This window comes from Streptomyces sp. NPDC048295 (genome assembly GCF_040652135.1).
In the GTDB taxonomy this organism is placed as follows: Bacteria; Actinomycetota; Actinomycetes; order Streptomycetales; family Streptomycetaceae; genus Streptomyces.
The window spans coordinates 1-16,526 of record NZ_JBEZLL010000049.1 but is presented as its reverse complement, the minus strand read 5'-3'; the positions used below and the strand labels follow the sequence as shown (position 1 = coordinate 16,526).

Below are 16,526 nucleotides of genomic sequence, written 5' to 3'. Positions count from 1 at the left end.
GCAGGGCGACCCGGAGGCACGAGGCCCGCTGCCAGGTCGTGGCATTCACCCGGATCTGCAATACGGTCCCTGAACCGTACTGAAAGGCTCTCAGGCAGGCCGCCGGCCTCGGCCGGGCCTCACTTGAACAGGCGGCCGATGCGCTGAGAAGCCCGGTCCTGTCGTGCCGAGCGCGGCAATGGCCGGCTGGTCGTGATGCCGCCGCGGAGCCTGGGCATGGCCGTTCCCCGCCGGTGCTGTACCTCATCAGGATCGCATGCGCTATAGTCGATCTTGGAAGTTCGCCGCGAATCGCGGCAGCTGACACTGCGTTGGTGGTCCAAGGAAAGACGCCCCGCTTCCCGCGGGGAAATGCAGGTGCAAGGCCTGCCCAGCGCTCACCCACGAAGCCCTTCTCTCCATTGGGGAAGGGCTTCGTCATGTTCCCCTGGTACATGTGTTCCCTTGGCGCCACGTCAGTCTGCCCTCTCGCACACCCCACCGACGCAAAGCCAGATCTCGCACGCCCACAAACATCAGAGCGCCCCGCACCCACTCAACACTGCCCAGTCCGGCAGTGCGACTTCCGCCAGCCGCCCCTGCTTCGGCGAAGCAATGTTCCCCGGCCGCACCGACCCCCACGGCGCGATTCCACCAACCACACCGACTTCGGCTGCGTGGCCGTCCAGCAAAAGCATTCTCGGCACCACCCCCGCGGGCCCAGAAAACGGGCCCACTCGTGGCCGGCCGACGCGATGCTGGCTTCGTTCACTTCCAGCGGCCCCGGTCCACTTCTTGTGGTGCGACAACGCAGGGTGATCATTGGATGATTCGGTGCGTTTTGGACCTTGAGTCAGAACGGCGGGTCTTCGCTGCAGCCGCCTTCCCAAGAAGCGCGTGCAGCTCTGAGGAGGGTGTAGTGCTCATGGGCTGCAATGTCTGACGCGTTCTCCAGGCTGCTGGTGTCGTGACCCCAGGCCTTCAGCGCGTCCAGGACGCGGTCTCGGTGGTGCCGGTCAGTGCTGGTGGCCAGTAGGCGTCGGGCGTGGCTGGCCAGAGCGGCCTGGTGCTGGGTGAGGCGGGGGTGCTCTATGAGGGGGATGGCAGTGACAAGGGCGGTGTGGCGCACATCGGCGTTGTCATGACCAAGGAGGGCACGAACAGCGGAGGGGAATGCCGGGCGCGCGTCCCGAAATGCACGCATCTCCTCGTACTCATCAAGAAATCCCTCACCGTAGAGACGTTCGTCAATGGCAACGCACTCATCGTCGGCGTCGTAGGCGGTGTTGCCGAGCCATTCGAGCAGCCGCACGAGAGTTGGACGGTTTGGGGGCGTCTTGGCGTCCTGACTGTAGTCGCCGGCCGTGACAGCCGGGTGGTTGAGGATCGCCGCGACGTAGAGCGCCACGGGCACCGTGGCCTCGCAGAGGTTGTTCTGGTGAGTCACGGGCCCCAGCGCATCCTGGAAAGCGGACTCCCTGATGAGTGGGTTGGGGCTGGTCAGGAGTGTCAGTGCCGCCGGCAGGAATTCACCCGTTCCGCAGGCCGTGGCCGAGGGGACTGGGCTCCTCTGCTTGGCGACTGCCGTGGAACCTTGTTGACCTCATGGCCACCCCGATTGATGCTGCCCGGGCACTTCCCGACCCGGCCGTCGGCGGGCTCCTCGAAGCGCTACTGCCGACTGATCGACCGTTGAGCAGCACCCATGGAGAGGAGGGTGGCACCGCGGTCCGCTCCAGCGACCGGGCCGGGAGGGTCAGGCGTGATCCACCAGTTGGGTCCGGGACAAGCCCTTTTCACGTGCGCAGTGTGCGCAGCAGAAGAACTGTCCGTCGGCTTGCATACCGTGGCCGAGGATGCGGCACAGGCAATTGACACAAGTCGGGGCGATCTTCTGGGCTGCGCACTCGATGCTGTCGAAGACGTGAACCACCCCTTCCGCGGTACGTACCTCGAACGCCATCTCGTAGTCGTTGTGGCAGACCTCGCACATGGCCATGGAGAAGCACCCCTTGCTGCCGGAATCGATGAGCGTGGCACCCGCAGGCCCGTGAAGGTGCGGCGCCCCCTGGACACTAGCGAAAGAGCGCACCTATCCTCCGGCACTGCGTGCCACTGCTCCCTGGCCTGCTGGCGAAATCACTCCCCTGGCCTCCTCAGGATTCGAGTCCTCGCGATGCCCGCGACACATTCCGCCGAGTGATCTGCGACCGGGGCTTCTTCCGCGTCGGCAACGAGGCGACGAGGTCAGCGAGTACCTTGGCAACACGCCCGTGGTATGCCTGGCCTCGTACATCGGCCCACGGGTCATCAAGCTTTTCGAGGAGGTCCTCACGGTTGCCGCCGTCCTCGGCTGGCGAGGGCGCAGTCCTTGGCGGGCCGGCCACCCAGGAAGCCGTTGAGAAGGCGGTCCTGTGCCTGCTGACGTGAGATGTACGACGAGCTCCGCCCGGTACCGGTGTTATGCACGTGCACGAGGGACCGGCGCCCTCACCCACGTGGACACAGACGTCAAGGAGCGGCCCAGGGCCCCTTGACCGGATCTCCGACAGCGATCGCGTACGGCGCGCCGGCCGTGGACGGTGCCCTGTGTGGTGATCCGGAGAAGGCGCTTGTAGCGACGCAGCACTGCGGCGCGCCGCGCAGGTGATTGTCCAGTTGACGTTCGTAGCGGTGGTTGGCGTTCAGCCCTGTCGGACCAGAGCTTCGAGAGGACGCACGCCCGCGCCGGAGAACAGGCTGCGGGCCGTGGTGATGCGGAGCTCGCGCGCCGGGCCAGAAGCGGTTAGGCGGTCCAGGGCCCGGATCAGGGCCCACGGGTCCGGTGCGTACTCGGTGAGACCGTGCTCGGCCATCCGTCGGGCGCCCTCTCTGCCATGCCCCGGAATGGGCCGATAGCTGACCACCGGCAATCCGGCAGCCATCGCTTCGAGCGCGGTTTGTCCTGCCGCGTTGTCGATGAGGGCCCGGGAGGCCGTCATGAGTCCCGGCATGTCGTCGACCCAGCCCCTGGCATCGGCATGGGCGATGCGTGACAGGTCCCGGCGCAGGCGTGTATTCGTGCCGCAGAGCACGACCGGTCTGTAGCCCGCCGAAGCCACCAACCGAATGGTCTGTCCCAGGTGGGCGCCGACGCCCCAGGCACCCGTCGAGATCAGTACCGGCGGGCGGTCCGGCGAGTCGGACCGTTGCTGCCAGTCCGCCGTCGTCGGCGCCAGGGTGTGGAACCGGGGGGCCACCAGAGCGCCGGAGGTGACGGCTGGGCGCCCTACCGTTCGCCGCACCTGATGCGCGACGTCGGGTGTGAGACACAGATGGAGGTCGTTGCCCGGATGCATCCACTGGCGGTGAACAGCGAAATCGGTGACGACGACAGCGCTCGGGACCAGGAGCGCGCCGCGCGAGCGGAGCCCGCCGGTGAGCTGGGCGGCGAGGTGGAAGACGGGGACGATCACGTCCGGTCGTTGTTGTGCGACAAGCATCAGCAACCTTCGCTCCGCGAGGGCGGCCAGGGGGGCGCTCCCGGGGCGGGGGCCGGCCCCGGCGCGGAAGAACGCTGCGTACAGGCCGGCATAGACCAGGGGCGCCCGGCAGATGACCGACCGGTAGAAGGAGCGCAGTCCGCTGCCGATACCAGTGGGCAGCAGATCAAGGACATCGACCGTCGTCGTCAGCCCTCCGCCGGCCTCCAGGCGGCGGGTCAGTTCGGCGGCCACTGCATGGTGACCGTAACCCATGCCTGCGCTCAGGATGAGGAAGCGCCCGGGCGCCATGTTCATCTCTCGTGCCCCCTCGTCCGGGCGCTGGTACAGGAGGGGGCAGTTACCGGCCCTCCGAGTCCCTTGTCGCCATCCGGAGCCGGCAGCGTGGAAGGCGCCTTCACTCGTCGCAGCGGAACCACCCCCGACCGTCCGAGGATTCGATGCGCGGCCGGAGGCTCGGCCGCGTGACCAACAGGCACATGACCACCTTCGTCCGGCGAGCATTCGGAGCACTTGTCGGAAGGGACACGGAATCCGGCTCTTCCATTCTGTGGGTGAGAGCGGTGCGGTGCAGTGAGGCATGGGCACGGACGGTTTACCGACGCCCGTCCGGGCTACTCCTAACCCGACGCGGCGACGTGATGTCCCGCCATCCTGAATGTGTGAGGGACGGGCACCCCGCGCCGTGCCGTGCTGAGACAGGGGAGAGGCCATGTCACGTGCTCCTGGGATCGCTCGTCGCGGCGTGCCCAGTGGTGATGCTTCGGACGGCAGGGGCGTCCGGGCGGGTGTGGCCCTGGTGACAGGGGCCTCCTCGGGTATCGGCGCCGCGGTCGCACGCCGGATCGCGGCCGAGGGCGGGTGGCGGCTCCTGGTCGCCGGTCGCGACCGCGAGCGGCTGGACGATGTGGCGACGACGACGTGCTCGACGGCTCTCTACGCGGACCTGATGTCGAGCGGCAGTACGGAGCAACTGGTCGAGAAGGCCCTCGACCACGCCGGCGGAGTGGACCTGCTCGTGGCGGCGGCGGGCGTCGGATGGGCCGGCTCCTTCCGTTCCATGCCGGTTGCCGCCGCCGACCGGGTCCTCACCGTGGATCTGGTCTCCGTCGTCCATCTGGTACGGCTCCTGCTGCCGCACATACTGGCAGCGGGGCGCGGGCACATCGTGCTGATCGGATCGGTGGCGGGATCCGCAGGTGTGCGCGGTGAGGCGGTGTACTCGGCGGCGAAGGCGGCCATTGCTGCCTTCGCCGATGCTCTGCGCTACGAACTGAGGGGAACGGGAGTACGCATCACCCATCTGGTCCCCGCAGTGGTGGACACCCCGTTCTTCGAGCGCCGGGGATTGCCCTACACCCGCTCGTGGCCCCGGCCCATGCTGCCGGAACGTGTCGCGGACGCGGTCTGGGACGCCATCGTGACGGGCCGTGACGAGGTGTTCGTCCCTGCCTGGCTGCGTCTGCCGGGATGCGTGCGCTCCGTTGCCCCCGGGCTCTATCACCGGCTCGCCACCCGCTTCGGCTGAAGAGCCATATGAACGTTCTCACCGTGACGCTGGCGCTGTCGGCAGCGCTCGCCAACGGCGCCGCATCCGCGCTGCAACGGCGGGCCGCCATGGAGCAGGTGGAGTTCGAAGGAGCGGGCAGCAGACCGGACGCGCGGCAGGCGACGCGCCGATTGTCACAACTGGTACGCCGTCCTTTCTGGCTGGCCGGCGCGTCGGCGCTCGGGCTGTCCGCGGCCTTCCAGACGGGCGCGCTGGCGGTCGGCAGTCTGTCGGTGGTTCAGCCGCTGATGGCGAGCGAACTCCTCTTCACCCTGTTGCTTGGCACAGCGGTTTTCCATCACCGTCCGGACGGCAGGACGTGGATGTCGTTCCTGATGCTCGCCGTGGGGCTGGGACTCTTCCTGAGCGCCGCCGGCCCCTCGGAGGGTGAGACGACGGGACGGGCCGGCACATGGCTGGCCGTCGGTATCTCCGCCGCGGCAGCAATGACTGCGCTGACCCTGTTCGCCCGGATCCTTGACGGGGCCGCCCGCGCCGCGGTACTGGGCTGCGCCACCGCCGTATCCTTCGCATGCACAGCCGCTTTGATCAAGGAGGTCACGGGCCGGATCCCGGAGGGTGTGGCTGCGGTCTTCGCTACGGCGTACCTGTACGCGATGTGCTGCGCCGGTCTGTTGAGTCTGTTGCTGCTTCAGAGCACGCTGCGTGCCGGGACGCTCGCCGCCTCCCAGCCGGCGCTCACCCTCGGGGATGCGCTGGTGGGCGTGTTGCTGGGGAAGGCACTGTTCGATGAACGGATCGCGCTGGGCGCCCGCCTGCTGCCGACCACGCTCGGTGTCTGCCTGATCGTCGCCGGAACGGTGGGGCTGTCGCTCTCCCCGGCGGTCGCGGGGCACTGGGACTCGACGAGAGGGAACGACAACGCGGCGGAACAGGCCCGACCGCAACCGATGGCCGACAACGACGGAGGCACGGAATCCCGATGAATGCCCGGCCCATGAGACTCCCCCCTGCCTTCCGTGTTCCGTTGGCCGCGTCCGCGCTGGCGCTGACCGCGCATGTCGCCCCCGCCGGCACCTGGCTGCCCGGTTTGCGGCGCAGATGTCTCCCCTCCCTGGCCGGCCTCGGGCACCCCTGTCACATCGCCCTGACCTTCGATGACGGCCCGGATCCCCGCTCCACCCCGCATTTCCTCCGCGTACTGGACCAGTTGTCCACACGTGCCACTTTCTTCGTGCTTGGGGACAGTCTTCTGCGCCACCCGGAACTCGGACGCGACATCGTCGGCCGCGGACACGAACTCGCCGTTCACGGATGGACACACAGCCGCCCATGGCTTCCCACCGTTGTACGGGACACGCGAGAGGTCTCGCGCGCCGCCGAGGCGGTACAAAGGATCTCGGGCGTCCGGCCGTTGTGGTATCGGCCTCCGTACGGAATCCTGACCGGTGGCCGCTGGGCCGCTGCCCAGCGGTCCGGGTTGAGGCCGGTACTGTGGTCGGCCTGGGGCCGGGACTGGACTGAGGGTGCGACCCCCGAGGGAGTTCTGGCCACCGTGCGCAGCGGACTTCGAGGCGGCGGCACGGTCCTCCTCCACGATGCCGACCTCTCGGCATCCGGCCGGTGGCGGCCCGCACTCGCGATGCTGCCGGAAATGATCGGCGGCCTTCGGGCCGAGGGGCTGACCGTCGGCCCACTCGTCGACCACGGCCTCACGCCCCTCCGCCGGGTCGGTTGAGCACGCCGACCCCGACGGTGGACACTCCTCGGCGAGCCTGAGCACCAGCGATCCGCAGATGAGCTCGCTGCTGCGGCAACTCATGGACGACGTGGCTGTGCACGAGGTCGGGTAGGACAACCTTTTCCGGACACTGTGCCAGGCCTCCTCGGAGGCCCTCGGCGAGTTCGGGAACAAGGTCCGGAGGAAAGGCCATGGCGACGACCTGCCCGTACCCCACCGCCCTGAAGACTCTGCTGGCGAACAAGGCTCTCGCACCGGGGTGCTGGTTTGGCCGACCGGGCCCGCGACTTCGTCAGCGGCCGCGGGATGCCCTGACCCGCTTCCCCTAATCGGGATCAGCGGCACCTGAGGAGCGGACCGCACGCTTGCGTCCCTGGCTACGCGGTCGGGCAAGGCGCGACATTGCGAAGAGGCCGGACCGGGCCCAGGCGCAGTCACCAGGGGTAGTAACGCCGAGCCGATCGCAGGACGCAGTCCGGCCGTGCCGCGTGGCTGCCCACCACCTCTGGGCGGTCCCGAATCATGAAGGCGGCAGGGTGGTGGCGCACGAAGGAGGACGGTGGGCAGGAACGAGGAGCCGGAGGAGAGAGCGGACCGCAAGTGGAACGAGATGCTTCAGGAGGTGCGGGTCGCTCAGACGGGGGCCCAGATCCTGTTCGGATTTCTGATCAGCGTCGTTTTCACTCCGCGGTTCACCCAGATCAGCTCTGCCGACCGGCTGCTGTATGAAGTGACAGTGGTCCTCGGCGCCGTCGCCACTGGCACGTCATCGCGCCGGTCGCCTTCCACCGCTTCCTGGCCGGCCATCAGATGATGTCCGAACTCGCCCGCGCCGGAGCCAAGATGATCGCGCTGGGGCTCGTCCTGCTCGGCGTCACCGTCGGCGCCGCTCCGGTGCTCCTCCTTCACGTCGCCACTGGATCCGCTATCGCCTGGGCGGTCGCGGGCGCAGTCATGCTCTGGTTCGCGGTCTGCTGGCTCGCCCTGCCCTGGCTCGCGCTGCGCAGGGGGCAGCGCCAACAGTCAGCAGCTGAGCGGTAGCGCCGCCGCGGGGTTGGAGAGAACGCGGTCCCATAGCCGTGCGGACACAGCCATCCGGGACAGCCCGACCGTTCCGGGACGGCAGGCGCTGGGCGAGGACGCTCTCGATACACAACCTCAGCGCGCGGTGCAACTGCCCGGAAGAACGCGTCCGGCGCCCTCCGGAAGCTGTCGAGCCTAGGCTTTGGTGCCCTCAGCCTCTTTGACCTGGGCGCCCTGTTGCTCCTGGCCGCACCTCGGTCACCTGCCGAGCCCCGCAATTCGGGCGCCCACGCTCCGAGAAGGCCACCGCCTCTCGGGCTGGAGCAGACGGCACCGGTGTCCGGCCATCGCGGCCCGGGACGCTGTCACCGGCAAACAGCGCGAAAGCCGGATCGTCGCGCTGCGGTCACTGTTCCGGCACGCGAATAAGAACGGACAGATCTTCCGCAACCCCACGATCCACATCCGTGTCCCCCAGCAGACCGGCGGCGTCCTCCAGGCTCTTGTCCAAGGGGACATCGACGAGGCCATCGCCACCGCCACCACCCCAGACATCCGGCTTATCCTCGCCCTGGCCGCCGTCCACGCGGCACGGCCACAGATGATCCGCACCATGCAGTTGGAGGATGTCGACCTGGGCAACCGGCGCGTCACCGTCGGCGGCCACTTACGCCCGCTCGACGACCTCACCCGCCATGCGGTCCTGGACTGGCCCGACCAGCGCCGCAACCGTTGGCCGCGCACGGCCAACCCCACATGCTGATCACCCAGAAGACCGCCGTCGAACTCGGCCCGGCCGGCAAGCTCTGGACCACCCGGGCCACCCGCAACCTCACCGCCACCGTCGAACGGCTCCGCGTCGACCGCCAGCTCGAAGAAGCCCTCACCCACGGTGCCGACCCACTCCACCTCGCCCTCGTCTTCGGCATCGACGAGAAGACCGCCATCCGCTACGCGGCCTCGGCACGGCAGCTTCTAGCATCAGAAGCCGAGGAACACCACGGGAGGTCATAGCCATGCGCATCTCAACCGATGACGGCCGATTCGGGCTGATCCTGACCCCAGCAGGTGACCCCTGGGATGCGCGTTTCTTTCGTTTCCAACTCATCGTGGACTCGATCACCTGGGCGATTCAGAGCCCTGCATCCTCGGCTCGATGATGCTGACACTGCAGAACATGGCAAGGCTTGATGACCCGCGTCTTGCCCAGCCCGACGCTGACCCGGCCGCGACGCTGTCCGTGTTGCGCTCCGACGCCGCCCTCAATGATCCGTCGCTGCTGGGGGCTGCCGAGTCTCTCGACCATTGTCTGGTCCGCGGGTATGTCCACGGCGCGAACGCGATCGTGATCGGCGAGCCCGCCGAACTGCCCGTGGGGACGCCCACGCCCCACGTTGCAGTCATGTCGCTGCACGACTTTCAAGCGATCGTCACAGCGGCCACTCACTACTGGGAAGAGGTTCAGCGTGATGCACGGCTCAACACCCTTAACCGATGAGGCAGCAGCTTGAGTTCACCCAGAACCCACGGATCAAAACCCTTCAGAAAGCCTGAACACCCGTCGGTTCCCGACGAAGGACCCTCAGTTTCGCTGAACCCACGGGACTCATGGCCCTGTTCTCCCGAAGCTACGGCGAAGTGACAAGTAGCAAATGGGGGCCGGGGACTTCGCCGGCCTGGAGGGAACCGAAGTCGGCGTGCGTCTTCTCGGCAGCTTCGGGGTACGCCTCGCGCTTGGCTTGCTCGGCCAGTGCCCGGTAGACGCTGGCCACCGAGGGGTTGCGCCCCTTGCGCTTGCCGGTGGGGATGATCAGGTCGGGCTGGATCTGCTCGACGGACTCGCCGTTCGCGCGGCGCCGCAGCACGGTGTGCAGCATGTCGTCGGTGATGACCGGCGGTCGGCCGCCGTGCTTGCCCTTGCGAGAGGCGGTGTCGAGCCCTTCCAGTGTGGACTCGCGGATGTTCTCCCGCTCGGCACCCTGCGGGCAGTGGCAGCTCAGCCAGCGCGCGCAGTCCACTGAGGCGGTGTCCACAACCGGGCATTGGAGCTGCCGACCTGGATCAGCGTTCCGGTATGTCGATCCTGACGCGCCGGGCGGAACCCGTCGATCGTGAACACCTGCTGTCCGCTGGTGACGTCGACGCCCTGCAGACCGGCCTCGTCGGCGATCAGCAGATGCTCTCCGTCGGTGAAAAAGCCGAAATCGCCGACCGGCCAGGGGAACGTCGCGACCGCCTTGATCCATCGGACGCCCGGCGAGCGCAGTTCGATCGAGGTGGGGTCGAGGACGTGGACGGTACCGCTGCCGGCATCGTCCCGGTCATACACCGCGATCCGCCCGTCGTCGATCCACACCACCGGCCAGTTCCACTCCGAGACCTCGGGATACACCGCGTAGCTGGGCCCGTCCTCGGACTCATACGGGTTGTCGTGCAGCCAGGCGGTCAGGCTCCACACCGCCGGCATCCCCCACGGCTGCCACACCCAACCGCCGTCGTAGACACGAGTCCCGTCAGGACTCAGCGACAGCGCGCCGTGGAAGTAATCGAGGTCGTGCTCCGCATCTTCCTCATCTCCATCCGGGCCGTCCCGCGCCGTAAGCACCTCGCCGGACGCGAGATCGGTGACATCCAACCGGTTCCAGTCAGTGCGATGGACGACCACCGGCCGGCCACCGTGTTCGGCGAACGCCAACGCGAACGGGACGGTTTGACAGCAGTAATCCCCGCCGTCCAACTTCAACGCTGGCGAACCGGTGGTGAGATCGACGACGGTGCCGTACCGACCGCGGTCTTGAACCACCGCCGCCCAACGGCCACATCGAGACACGTGAAGCCGCAGCCGAACGCCGCCACCGTATTCGGACGCCGGCCTCTCCTCCCGATACCGGGCAACGTCCTGCACCCCGCCGGTCGTCGGCGTCCACCGCGCCAGCCGTCCGTCCTCGGACAGCACCAGCCACGCCGACCCCGCGTCACCGAGGGCCGCCGGTAACGCAGCCACATCCACGACCGGCCGCAGCGCGTCGGGAACCGCCACGTCCACCGTGATCATCGCCATACTGATCCCCTCGGTGCGCCCGTGTGACCCCCGCGGCGGCGTGAACAGCAGGTGGTACGGCACCGTATCGGCAAAGTCGGTGAGCGCCACGATGCCGGTCACGGCGGTGAGGTCAGCACGGATCTGGTCTATGTCGGGCTCATTCTCGCGCAGGTCCGCTCCGGCGTCGTCCAGCGAGAAGCCCCCTCCGGTCGTCATGACCGGACCAACCTCACCGAGCGCGACCCCCGGCAGGCCCAGAAGATCCAAACCGCTGACAAGCACTCCAGATCCGCTACAGAGAGGTACATGTCACTTCGCCGTAGCCGTGCGGGCGAACCTGTCGAGCGTCGGCGCGATGATGCCGTCCGCGGTGCCGTCCTCGACGTCGGTCAGTGCAGCGGCCAGGCCGGGGCGGTCGGCGCTTTCCAGGGTCCCGGAGCGTCCTTCATCCCGGTAGATGGTGTGGCCGAGCCGGTGGCCAGCTTCGCGGCACCATCGGCGCACGTTCAAACAGGCCCTCATGCGCCACGCTGGTACTGCACGGCTCGGACTGCCGAGTCTCACGGCGTCCCCGCGCCCGGATGACGCACAAGGGGCCGTGCCGCAGACTGTTGCACCCGAGCCCGACCTGCGGCAACCCTCAGTCGCACAGCGGCTCAACCCGAGCAGGGCAAGTACGCCATCCCGGACGGAGTTCGCCTCGTCCTGGAGGACTTGGAGGCCCGGATCGCGGCGTACGACCTTGGCCCGGTCTGGTGGACGCCCACGGCACGTCGGCCCTGTGGTTCCCCCGCTGCTGCTCCTCCTGCTGGAAAGGCCGCCAGCGATCACCCTGACGAAACCCGCCCTGCCCTGCGGCGACGAGGCGTACCGCAAGCTGCTCGGCCACACCTTGACCTGCGCAACCTGCCGCTCCGGGGCGGCCTGCTCCACGATGGTGGAGCTCGGCCGCGCATGGCAGAAGGCCCGTCGATGAGGGACGAGGCGTCAGACATCATCCCCTGCTACTGCTGGGACGTGCACCCTCAGACGGACGCCCGATGCACGCGGGAGCCTGGGCATACGGGCGACCACTACGACCCGTACCACCGGCCGTCGTGGGACCGCCCCGGCAGGACGTGGGCCCCTGAGCCGGCGGCGAGCAGCTGCCCCTGATCTCCCGCCGCAGCTGCGAGCTCGCGCAGCAGTCGCAGGCGGCCGGAAGGCCGGCAGCCAACCTTTGCGGCCCCTGCCGCGAACACGCAGGACCTCCTTGTCGGCGTCGTCGAAAGACGTTTCCAGCTTGGGTCTGGTGAAGGATAGGCGTTCTGGCCCACCCTCGGCCTCGTCGGCATGCGTCGCGGCGCTCCAGCCGTAGACCACCTGGACGGGGTGGGTCTCGAAGTGCCGCAGGCACTCCTCACCCCAGCCGTAGGCCGGGTTGGTCAGAATGTCGCAGAACTGCCGTACCGAGCCCTGATAGCCAACCGGCCCGTCAGGGCCTCCCCCTTCCGTGCAAGTGACGTTCCTGCACGCCCGGCCGGGGACTGATACTGGTTGACGAGTACGGGGGCGAAGACCACCGTCCGCGGACGTCCCGCTCCGCTTCGCGGCGGGGATCGCGAAGCCGATGGCCGCCAGGGTCGCCCGACGCTCCTCGTGGCCGTGGCCCTCGACCGGCGTGCATGGGCTTCCCGCAGGTACCGGCGGTTGCGCACCCGGAGGGGCAGACCACTGCCCCTCACCCTTGGCCAGGCCGGCTGACTGGCCAGAACAGGCCTGAATGCGCCGCCCGTTGAGTGGGAGCCCCAATGGGACTGGGAGAATGATCAACTGTGCTTCGCCATGGCTGTGGCGACGGATTCCACGGCCTGCCCGGAGGCCATGGAAGAAGGGGAGGGCAGGGGAATGAGAGACAGGTTGCGAACCCGGTTCCGGTATTGGTTCGACGGCACCATGGACCGGGGGACACCGGCCCTGATCAGTTGGTTGGCGTTCTCGTCGGTCGTACTCATCGCGCTGGTCTCGACCTTGGTCGTCCTGTTCACGGATACCGACGCGGAGGGCAACGGAGGCTGGCTGGGTGTCGCGTGGATGAGTCTCCTGCGGACCCTCGATGCCGGAACCATGGGCGGAGACACCGGTGGCCCGGTGTTTCTCGGTCTGATGCTGGCGGTGACGCTCGGCGGCATCTTCATCGTCAGCGCGCTCATCGGTGTCCTGACCACCGGTCTGAACCAGAAGCTCCAGGAGCTGCGCAAGGGCCGGTCGCGGCTCATCGAGCGCGGGCACACCATCGTTCTGGGCTGGTCGGACCAGGTCTTCACGGTGGTCTCCGAGCTCGTCGAGGCAAATCAGAGCGAACGCCGCTCATGCGTGGTGGTCCTCGCGGATCGGGACAAGATTTCCATGGAGGACGCGATCCGGGCCCGCATCCCCGACCCCGGCAGCACACGCGTCATCTGCCGCTCCGGAAACCCTCTCGTGCGGGCGGACCTGGAACTGGTCAGCCCGGACACAGCCAAGTCGATCATGGTGCTGCCGCCTGAAGGCATGGACCGTGACATCGACGTCATCAAGGTCCTCCTCCTGCTGCACAGCCGGCAGTGGACCGGGAGCCGCCCGCAGATCGTCGCCGCCGTCCACGACTCGGAGAACCTGGCGGCGGCCCAACTGGCCGCCGGCGGGGATGCCCTGGTGATCGACGCCGAGGACATCGCGGTCCGCCTCATCGCACAGGCGCATCGGCAGACGGGCCTTTCGACCGTCTTCAACGAACTGCTGAGCTTCGTCGGCAACGAGTTCTACTTCCACGAGGAGCCTGCCCTGGTGGGTTCGACGTACGGGCTCGCCTTGAACACCTTCGACCTCGGCGTCCCGGTCGGACTGCGCTCCGGCATGGGAGACGTGCTGGTCAATCCGCCGATGGACACCGTCATCGGCCCCGGAGACCAGATACTCGTCGTCGCCGAGGACGATCTGCTCATCCGGCTCTGTGGGGCCCGCCCGGCGATCGTCGAGTCGGCGATCACATCGGCCCCGGCCCAATCGCCCACGCTCGACCGAACCATCCTGATCGGCGAGAACTCCCGTACGGCGAAGCTGGTCACACTGCTGGACAGCTTCGTTCAACCCGGTTCGACGCTGGACATCGCCGCGCCACGACAGCCGGAGGCCTCCCTGAGCGACACGCTCGTCAACCTCACGGTCGGGTTCAAGGCGTGCGAGCCGACGCGGAGGTCCTCGCTGGAGGCCATGGACCTGGGCGGATACCAGCACATCGTCGTGCTCTCGGACGACACCATCGCCCCCGGGCCCTCGGACGACCGGACCCTGGTGACCCTGCTCCACCTGCGGGACATCGAGGAGTCGCTCGGTGACCCGTATTCGATCGTCACGGAGATGAACGACGACGGCAACCGCGAGGTCGCCCAGGTCACCAAGGCCGACGACTTCATCGTGAGCACCAAGGTGATCAGCTTGCTGCTCACCCAGCTGACCGAGAACCGCCACCTGCACACCGTGTTCACCGATCTGTTCAACCCGGAAGGCTCGGAGATCTACCTCAAACCGGCTTCCGACTACGTGGTTCCCGGTGCCGAGGCCAATTTCGCCACGGTGATCGAGGCCGCACGGCGACGGGGGGAGACCGCCATCGGCTACCGGCTCGCCGAGCACGACGGGGAGCCTCCCGGCTACGGCATCTTTCTCAATCCGTCCAGATCGGCGCCGCTCGTGTTCGGCTCGAAGGACACGGTCGTCGTCTTCGCCGAAGGGGAGGCTGCTGCTGTCGGCGACGACGGGCGCAGCCGGTAGCCGTGGCAGCCCAGTGACGGTGGTGGCGGTTCCTGGCCATCGACCGTCCGAACCAGTCGGCGTAGGCGCGCGTTGCTGCGAACGATGGCAGGCTTCTTCGTGACCGGCTCACCCATTCATCCACATCCGGACCGCGCGCCCCGGACACCGCTCGACGGCCCGTTCCTGCCGGTGCGCTCCGCTTCTGAGAAGGACTACGACATGTCATCTCCAGCTCCCACAAAACGAACTGTCGCGGCGGTGCACGCCGCTCCGGTGTTCATGGACACCGAGGCGACCATCGGCAAGGCCATCCGCTTCATCGAACAGGCCGGCCGGGAAGGCATCGACCTGCTGGTTTTTCCCGAGGTCTTCGTGCCCGGATACCCGTACTGGATCGAGGCCTACGCCCCGCTGGACCAGCAGGGCGCCAACCTCGCCTACGCCGAGGCATCCGTCGAGGTGCCCGGTCCGCAGATCGCCCGGGTCCAAGCCGCTTGTGACCGTGCCGGCGTCGGCGCCGTTCTCGGTGTCAGCGAACGCCTCGCGGGGACCCGCACGTGTTTCAACAGCCAGGTCTTCATCGAACCCGACGGCACCCTTCTCGGAGTTCACCGCAAGCTCCAACCCACCTACGCCGAACGGATCGTATGGGCTCAGGGCGGCGGCGCCACCCTCAGTGTCTTCGACAGCACTCTGGGCCGGATCGGCGGTCTGGCCTGCTGGGAACACACCATGAACCTGGCCCGGCAGTCCCTGATCGCCCAGGGCCAGCAGATCCACGCAGCAGCATGGCCCGGTCTGTCCACCATGACCGGCTTCGAGTCCGTCGCCGACGTCCAGATCGACGCCATGATGAAGACCCACGCACTCACGGCGCAGGCGTTCGTCATCTCTGCCGGAAACCCGGTGGACGAGACGTGCCTGCAGTGGATGGAGTCGACCGTCGGGCCGCAGAAGCACATCACTGCGGGCGGCGGCTGGTCGGCCGTGATCCACCCCTTCAACCAGTACCTCGCCGGCCCACACACCGGCCTCGAAGAGAAGCTCGTCACCGCCGAGATAGACCTCGCCGACATCAACGCCGTCAAGGTGTGGGTCGACTCCCGCGGCCACTACGCGCGACCGGAGATCCTCGGCCTACGGGTCGACCGACGCCCCCTCTGGCACGACGAAGGACACCGCGAATGGCCTGCCGCCCCGAACGACGGCACCGCCGCCCCGGCGGCCGAAACGGCCTGAGCAGACGACAGCGGTTCCCGTTCCTTCGGCCCTTCACGGTCGCTCGTCGGCCTCACCCCACGCCCATGGCCCGCCTCCGGCCTCGGCCGGAGCGGATCCGGAGCACGAGGCCGGAGGGGACGGCCGCGCACCTCGGACCCTGATCCGACACCCCGGCCGCCACTGCCCCGGGTGCTGCCGCACCACTCGACCGACCGCGGTACGGGCGGGACACTCAGGCAACGGCGTCGGCCGCCGCGCTGTGTTGCTACAAGGCCGGCGAGAAGAGCCGTCTCATCCACCGCCCCCGCACGCACCTCCTGCTCAAGGGTGCCCGCAAGAGCTTCTCCTGGCAGGACTATCGCGACCTCTTGGTGCGGGCACACAGCCGGCTCGACGGACCGATCCTGGTGGGTTGGGACAATCTCAACGCCCATCTGGCCGCGGGGCTGAAGCGGTACGAGGCCGAACACGACTGGCTCACCACCGTCCGGCTTCCGCCATATGCACCCGCCCTGAATCCCGTCGAGGCTGTCTGGTCACTCGTGCGCAGAGCAATGGCCAATGCCCCTTTCACCACTCCCGACGGCCTCGACCGCAGCTCCGCAACGAGTTACGCAGGATTCAGCTCAGGCCCCGTCCAATCGACGCCTGTCTTAGACCGTGTCCTATGTGGTGAGTCGGACGAGTCGTTTGTAGCAGCAGAGTGCGGCGGCGAGTCCGAGGAAGGCCAGGTAGTTGCGGGGGTGGCGT

General features: G+C 68.0%; 15 protein-coding genes and 2 pseudogenes. 11 read left to right on the top strand and 6 right to left on the bottom strand.

Annotated features, from left to right (window positions below):
* Positions 1 to 832: 832 nt before the first annotated feature.
* From AB0D53_RS40055 to AB0D53_RS40045, 3 genes are all read right to left on the bottom strand, one after another.
* Positions 833 to 1,426 (bottom strand): hypothetical protein, encoded by a 594-nt coding sequence (locus AB0D53_RS40055; RefSeq protein WP_362454293.1) that lies wholly within the window; start codon positions 1,424 to 1,426, stop codon positions 833 to 835.
* Positions 1,427 to 1,735: 309 nt separating this feature from the next.
* Positions 1,736 to 1,978, bottom strand: coding sequence for a hypothetical protein (locus tag AB0D53_RS40050; RefSeq protein ID WP_362454292.1), 243 nt, complete (start codon positions 1,976 to 1,978; stop codon positions 1,736 to 1,738).
* A 685-nt stretch (positions 1,979 to 2,663) separates the two neighbouring features.
* The gene (locus tag AB0D53_RS40045) at positions 2,664 to 3,758 is read right to left on the bottom strand and encodes a galactosyldiacylglycerol synthase (protein WP_362454291.1); all 1,095 of its coding nucleotides are present in this window, start codon (positions 3,756 to 3,758) and stop codon (positions 2,664 to 2,666) included.
* A 415-nt stretch (positions 3,759 to 4,173) separates the two neighbouring features.
* Between AB0D53_RS40045 and AB0D53_RS40040 the strand changes: the two genes are divergently transcribed.
* The 7 genes and pseudogenes from AB0D53_RS40040 (at position 4,174) to AB0D53_RS40010 (ending at position 9,233) form a co-directional block, all read left to right on the top strand.
* Complete coding sequence (locus tag AB0D53_RS40040; RefSeq protein ID WP_362454290.1) at positions 4,174 to 4,989, top strand: SDR family NAD(P)-dependent oxidoreductase; 816 nt, start codon at positions 4,174 to 4,176, stop codon at positions 4,987 to 4,989.
* Between the two features lie 8 nt (positions 4,990 to 4,997).
* Positions 4,998 to 5,957, top strand: a complete 960-nt coding sequence (locus AB0D53_RS40035) for a DMT family transporter (RefSeq protein WP_362454289.1) — start codon at positions 4,998 to 5,000, stop codon at positions 5,955 to 5,957.
* Positions 5,954 to 6,709, top strand: coding sequence for a polysaccharide deacetylase family protein (locus AB0D53_RS40030; protein WP_362454288.1), 756 nt, complete (start codon positions 5,954 to 5,956; stop codon positions 6,707 to 6,709). Before AB0D53_RS40035 ends, AB0D53_RS40030 begins: the two co-directional genes overlap by 4 nt.
* Before the next feature lie 613 nt (positions 6,710 to 7,322).
* Positions 7,323 to 7,753: pseudogene (locus AB0D53_RS40025) on the top strand (DUF6328 family protein).
* Positions 7,754 to 7,940: 187 nt separating this feature from the next.
* Positions 7,941 to 8,498 (top strand): hypothetical protein, encoded by a 558-nt coding sequence (locus AB0D53_RS40020; RefSeq protein ID WP_362454287.1) that lies wholly within the window; start codon positions 7,941 to 7,943, stop codon positions 8,496 to 8,498.
* Positions 8,492 to 8,749, top strand: coding sequence for a hypothetical protein (locus tag AB0D53_RS40015; RefSeq protein ID WP_362454286.1), 258 nt, complete (start codon positions 8,492 to 8,494; stop codon positions 8,747 to 8,749). The genes AB0D53_RS40020 and AB0D53_RS40015 overlap by 7 nt, the downstream gene beginning before the upstream one ends.
* Before the next feature lie 142 nt (positions 8,750 to 8,891).
* Positions 8,892 to 9,233 carry a hypothetical protein gene (locus AB0D53_RS40010; RefSeq protein ID WP_362454285.1) on the top strand — a complete coding sequence of 114 codons (342 nt, stop codon included), beginning with the start codon at positions 8,892 to 8,894 and terminating at the stop codon, positions 9,231 to 9,233.
* 130 nt (positions 9,234 to 9,363) lie between these two features.
* Here AB0D53_RS40010 and AB0D53_RS40005 read toward each other — a convergent pair whose 3' ends face one another.
* The 3 genes from AB0D53_RS40005 to AB0D53_RS39995 are packed head-to-tail and all read right to left on the bottom strand — an operon-like array spanning position 9,364 to position 11,282.
* Positions 9,364 to 9,768: a hypothetical protein gene (locus AB0D53_RS40005; protein ID WP_362454284.1), complete on the bottom strand. Its 405-nt coding sequence runs from the start codon at positions 9,766 to 9,768 to the stop codon at positions 9,364 to 9,366.
* A complete protein-coding gene (locus AB0D53_RS40000) occupies positions 9,732 to 11,060 on the bottom strand; it encodes a hypothetical protein (RefSeq protein ID WP_362454283.1) in 1,329 nt (442 codons plus the stop codon). The genes AB0D53_RS40005 and AB0D53_RS40000 overlap by 37 nt, the downstream gene beginning before the upstream one ends.
* Before the next feature lie 27 nt (positions 11,061 to 11,087).
* Entirely contained in the window at positions 11,088 to 11,282 is a 195-nt protein-coding gene (locus AB0D53_RS39995; protein ID WP_362454310.1) for a recombinase family protein, read from the bottom strand.
* A 277-nt stretch (positions 11,283 to 11,559) separates the two neighbouring features.
* Between AB0D53_RS39995 and AB0D53_RS39990 the strand changes: the two genes are divergently transcribed.
* The 4 genes and pseudogenes from AB0D53_RS39990 to AB0D53_RS39975 form a co-directional block, all read left to right on the top strand.
* Positions 11,560 to 11,754: a hypothetical protein gene (locus tag AB0D53_RS39990; RefSeq protein WP_362454282.1), complete on the top strand. Its 195-nt coding sequence runs from the start codon at positions 11,560 to 11,562 to the stop codon at positions 11,752 to 11,754.
* 911 nt (positions 11,755 to 12,665) lie between these two features.
* The gene (locus AB0D53_RS39985) at positions 12,666 to 14,573 is read left to right on the top strand and encodes a potassium transporter TrkA (RefSeq protein WP_362454281.1); all 1,908 of its coding nucleotides are present in this window, start codon (positions 12,666 to 12,668) and stop codon (positions 14,571 to 14,573) included.
* 201 nt (positions 14,574 to 14,774) lie between these two features.
* Positions 14,775 to 15,794, top strand: a complete 1,020-nt coding sequence (locus tag AB0D53_RS39980; RefSeq protein ID WP_362454280.1) for a carbon-nitrogen hydrolase family protein — start codon at positions 14,775 to 14,777, stop codon at positions 15,792 to 15,794.
* 353 nt (positions 15,795 to 16,147) lie between these two features.
* Positions 16,148 to 16,294: pseudogene (locus AB0D53_RS39975) on the top strand (DDE endonuclease); the annotation flags it as partial.
* Positions 16,295 to 16,526: the final 232 nt, after the last annotated feature.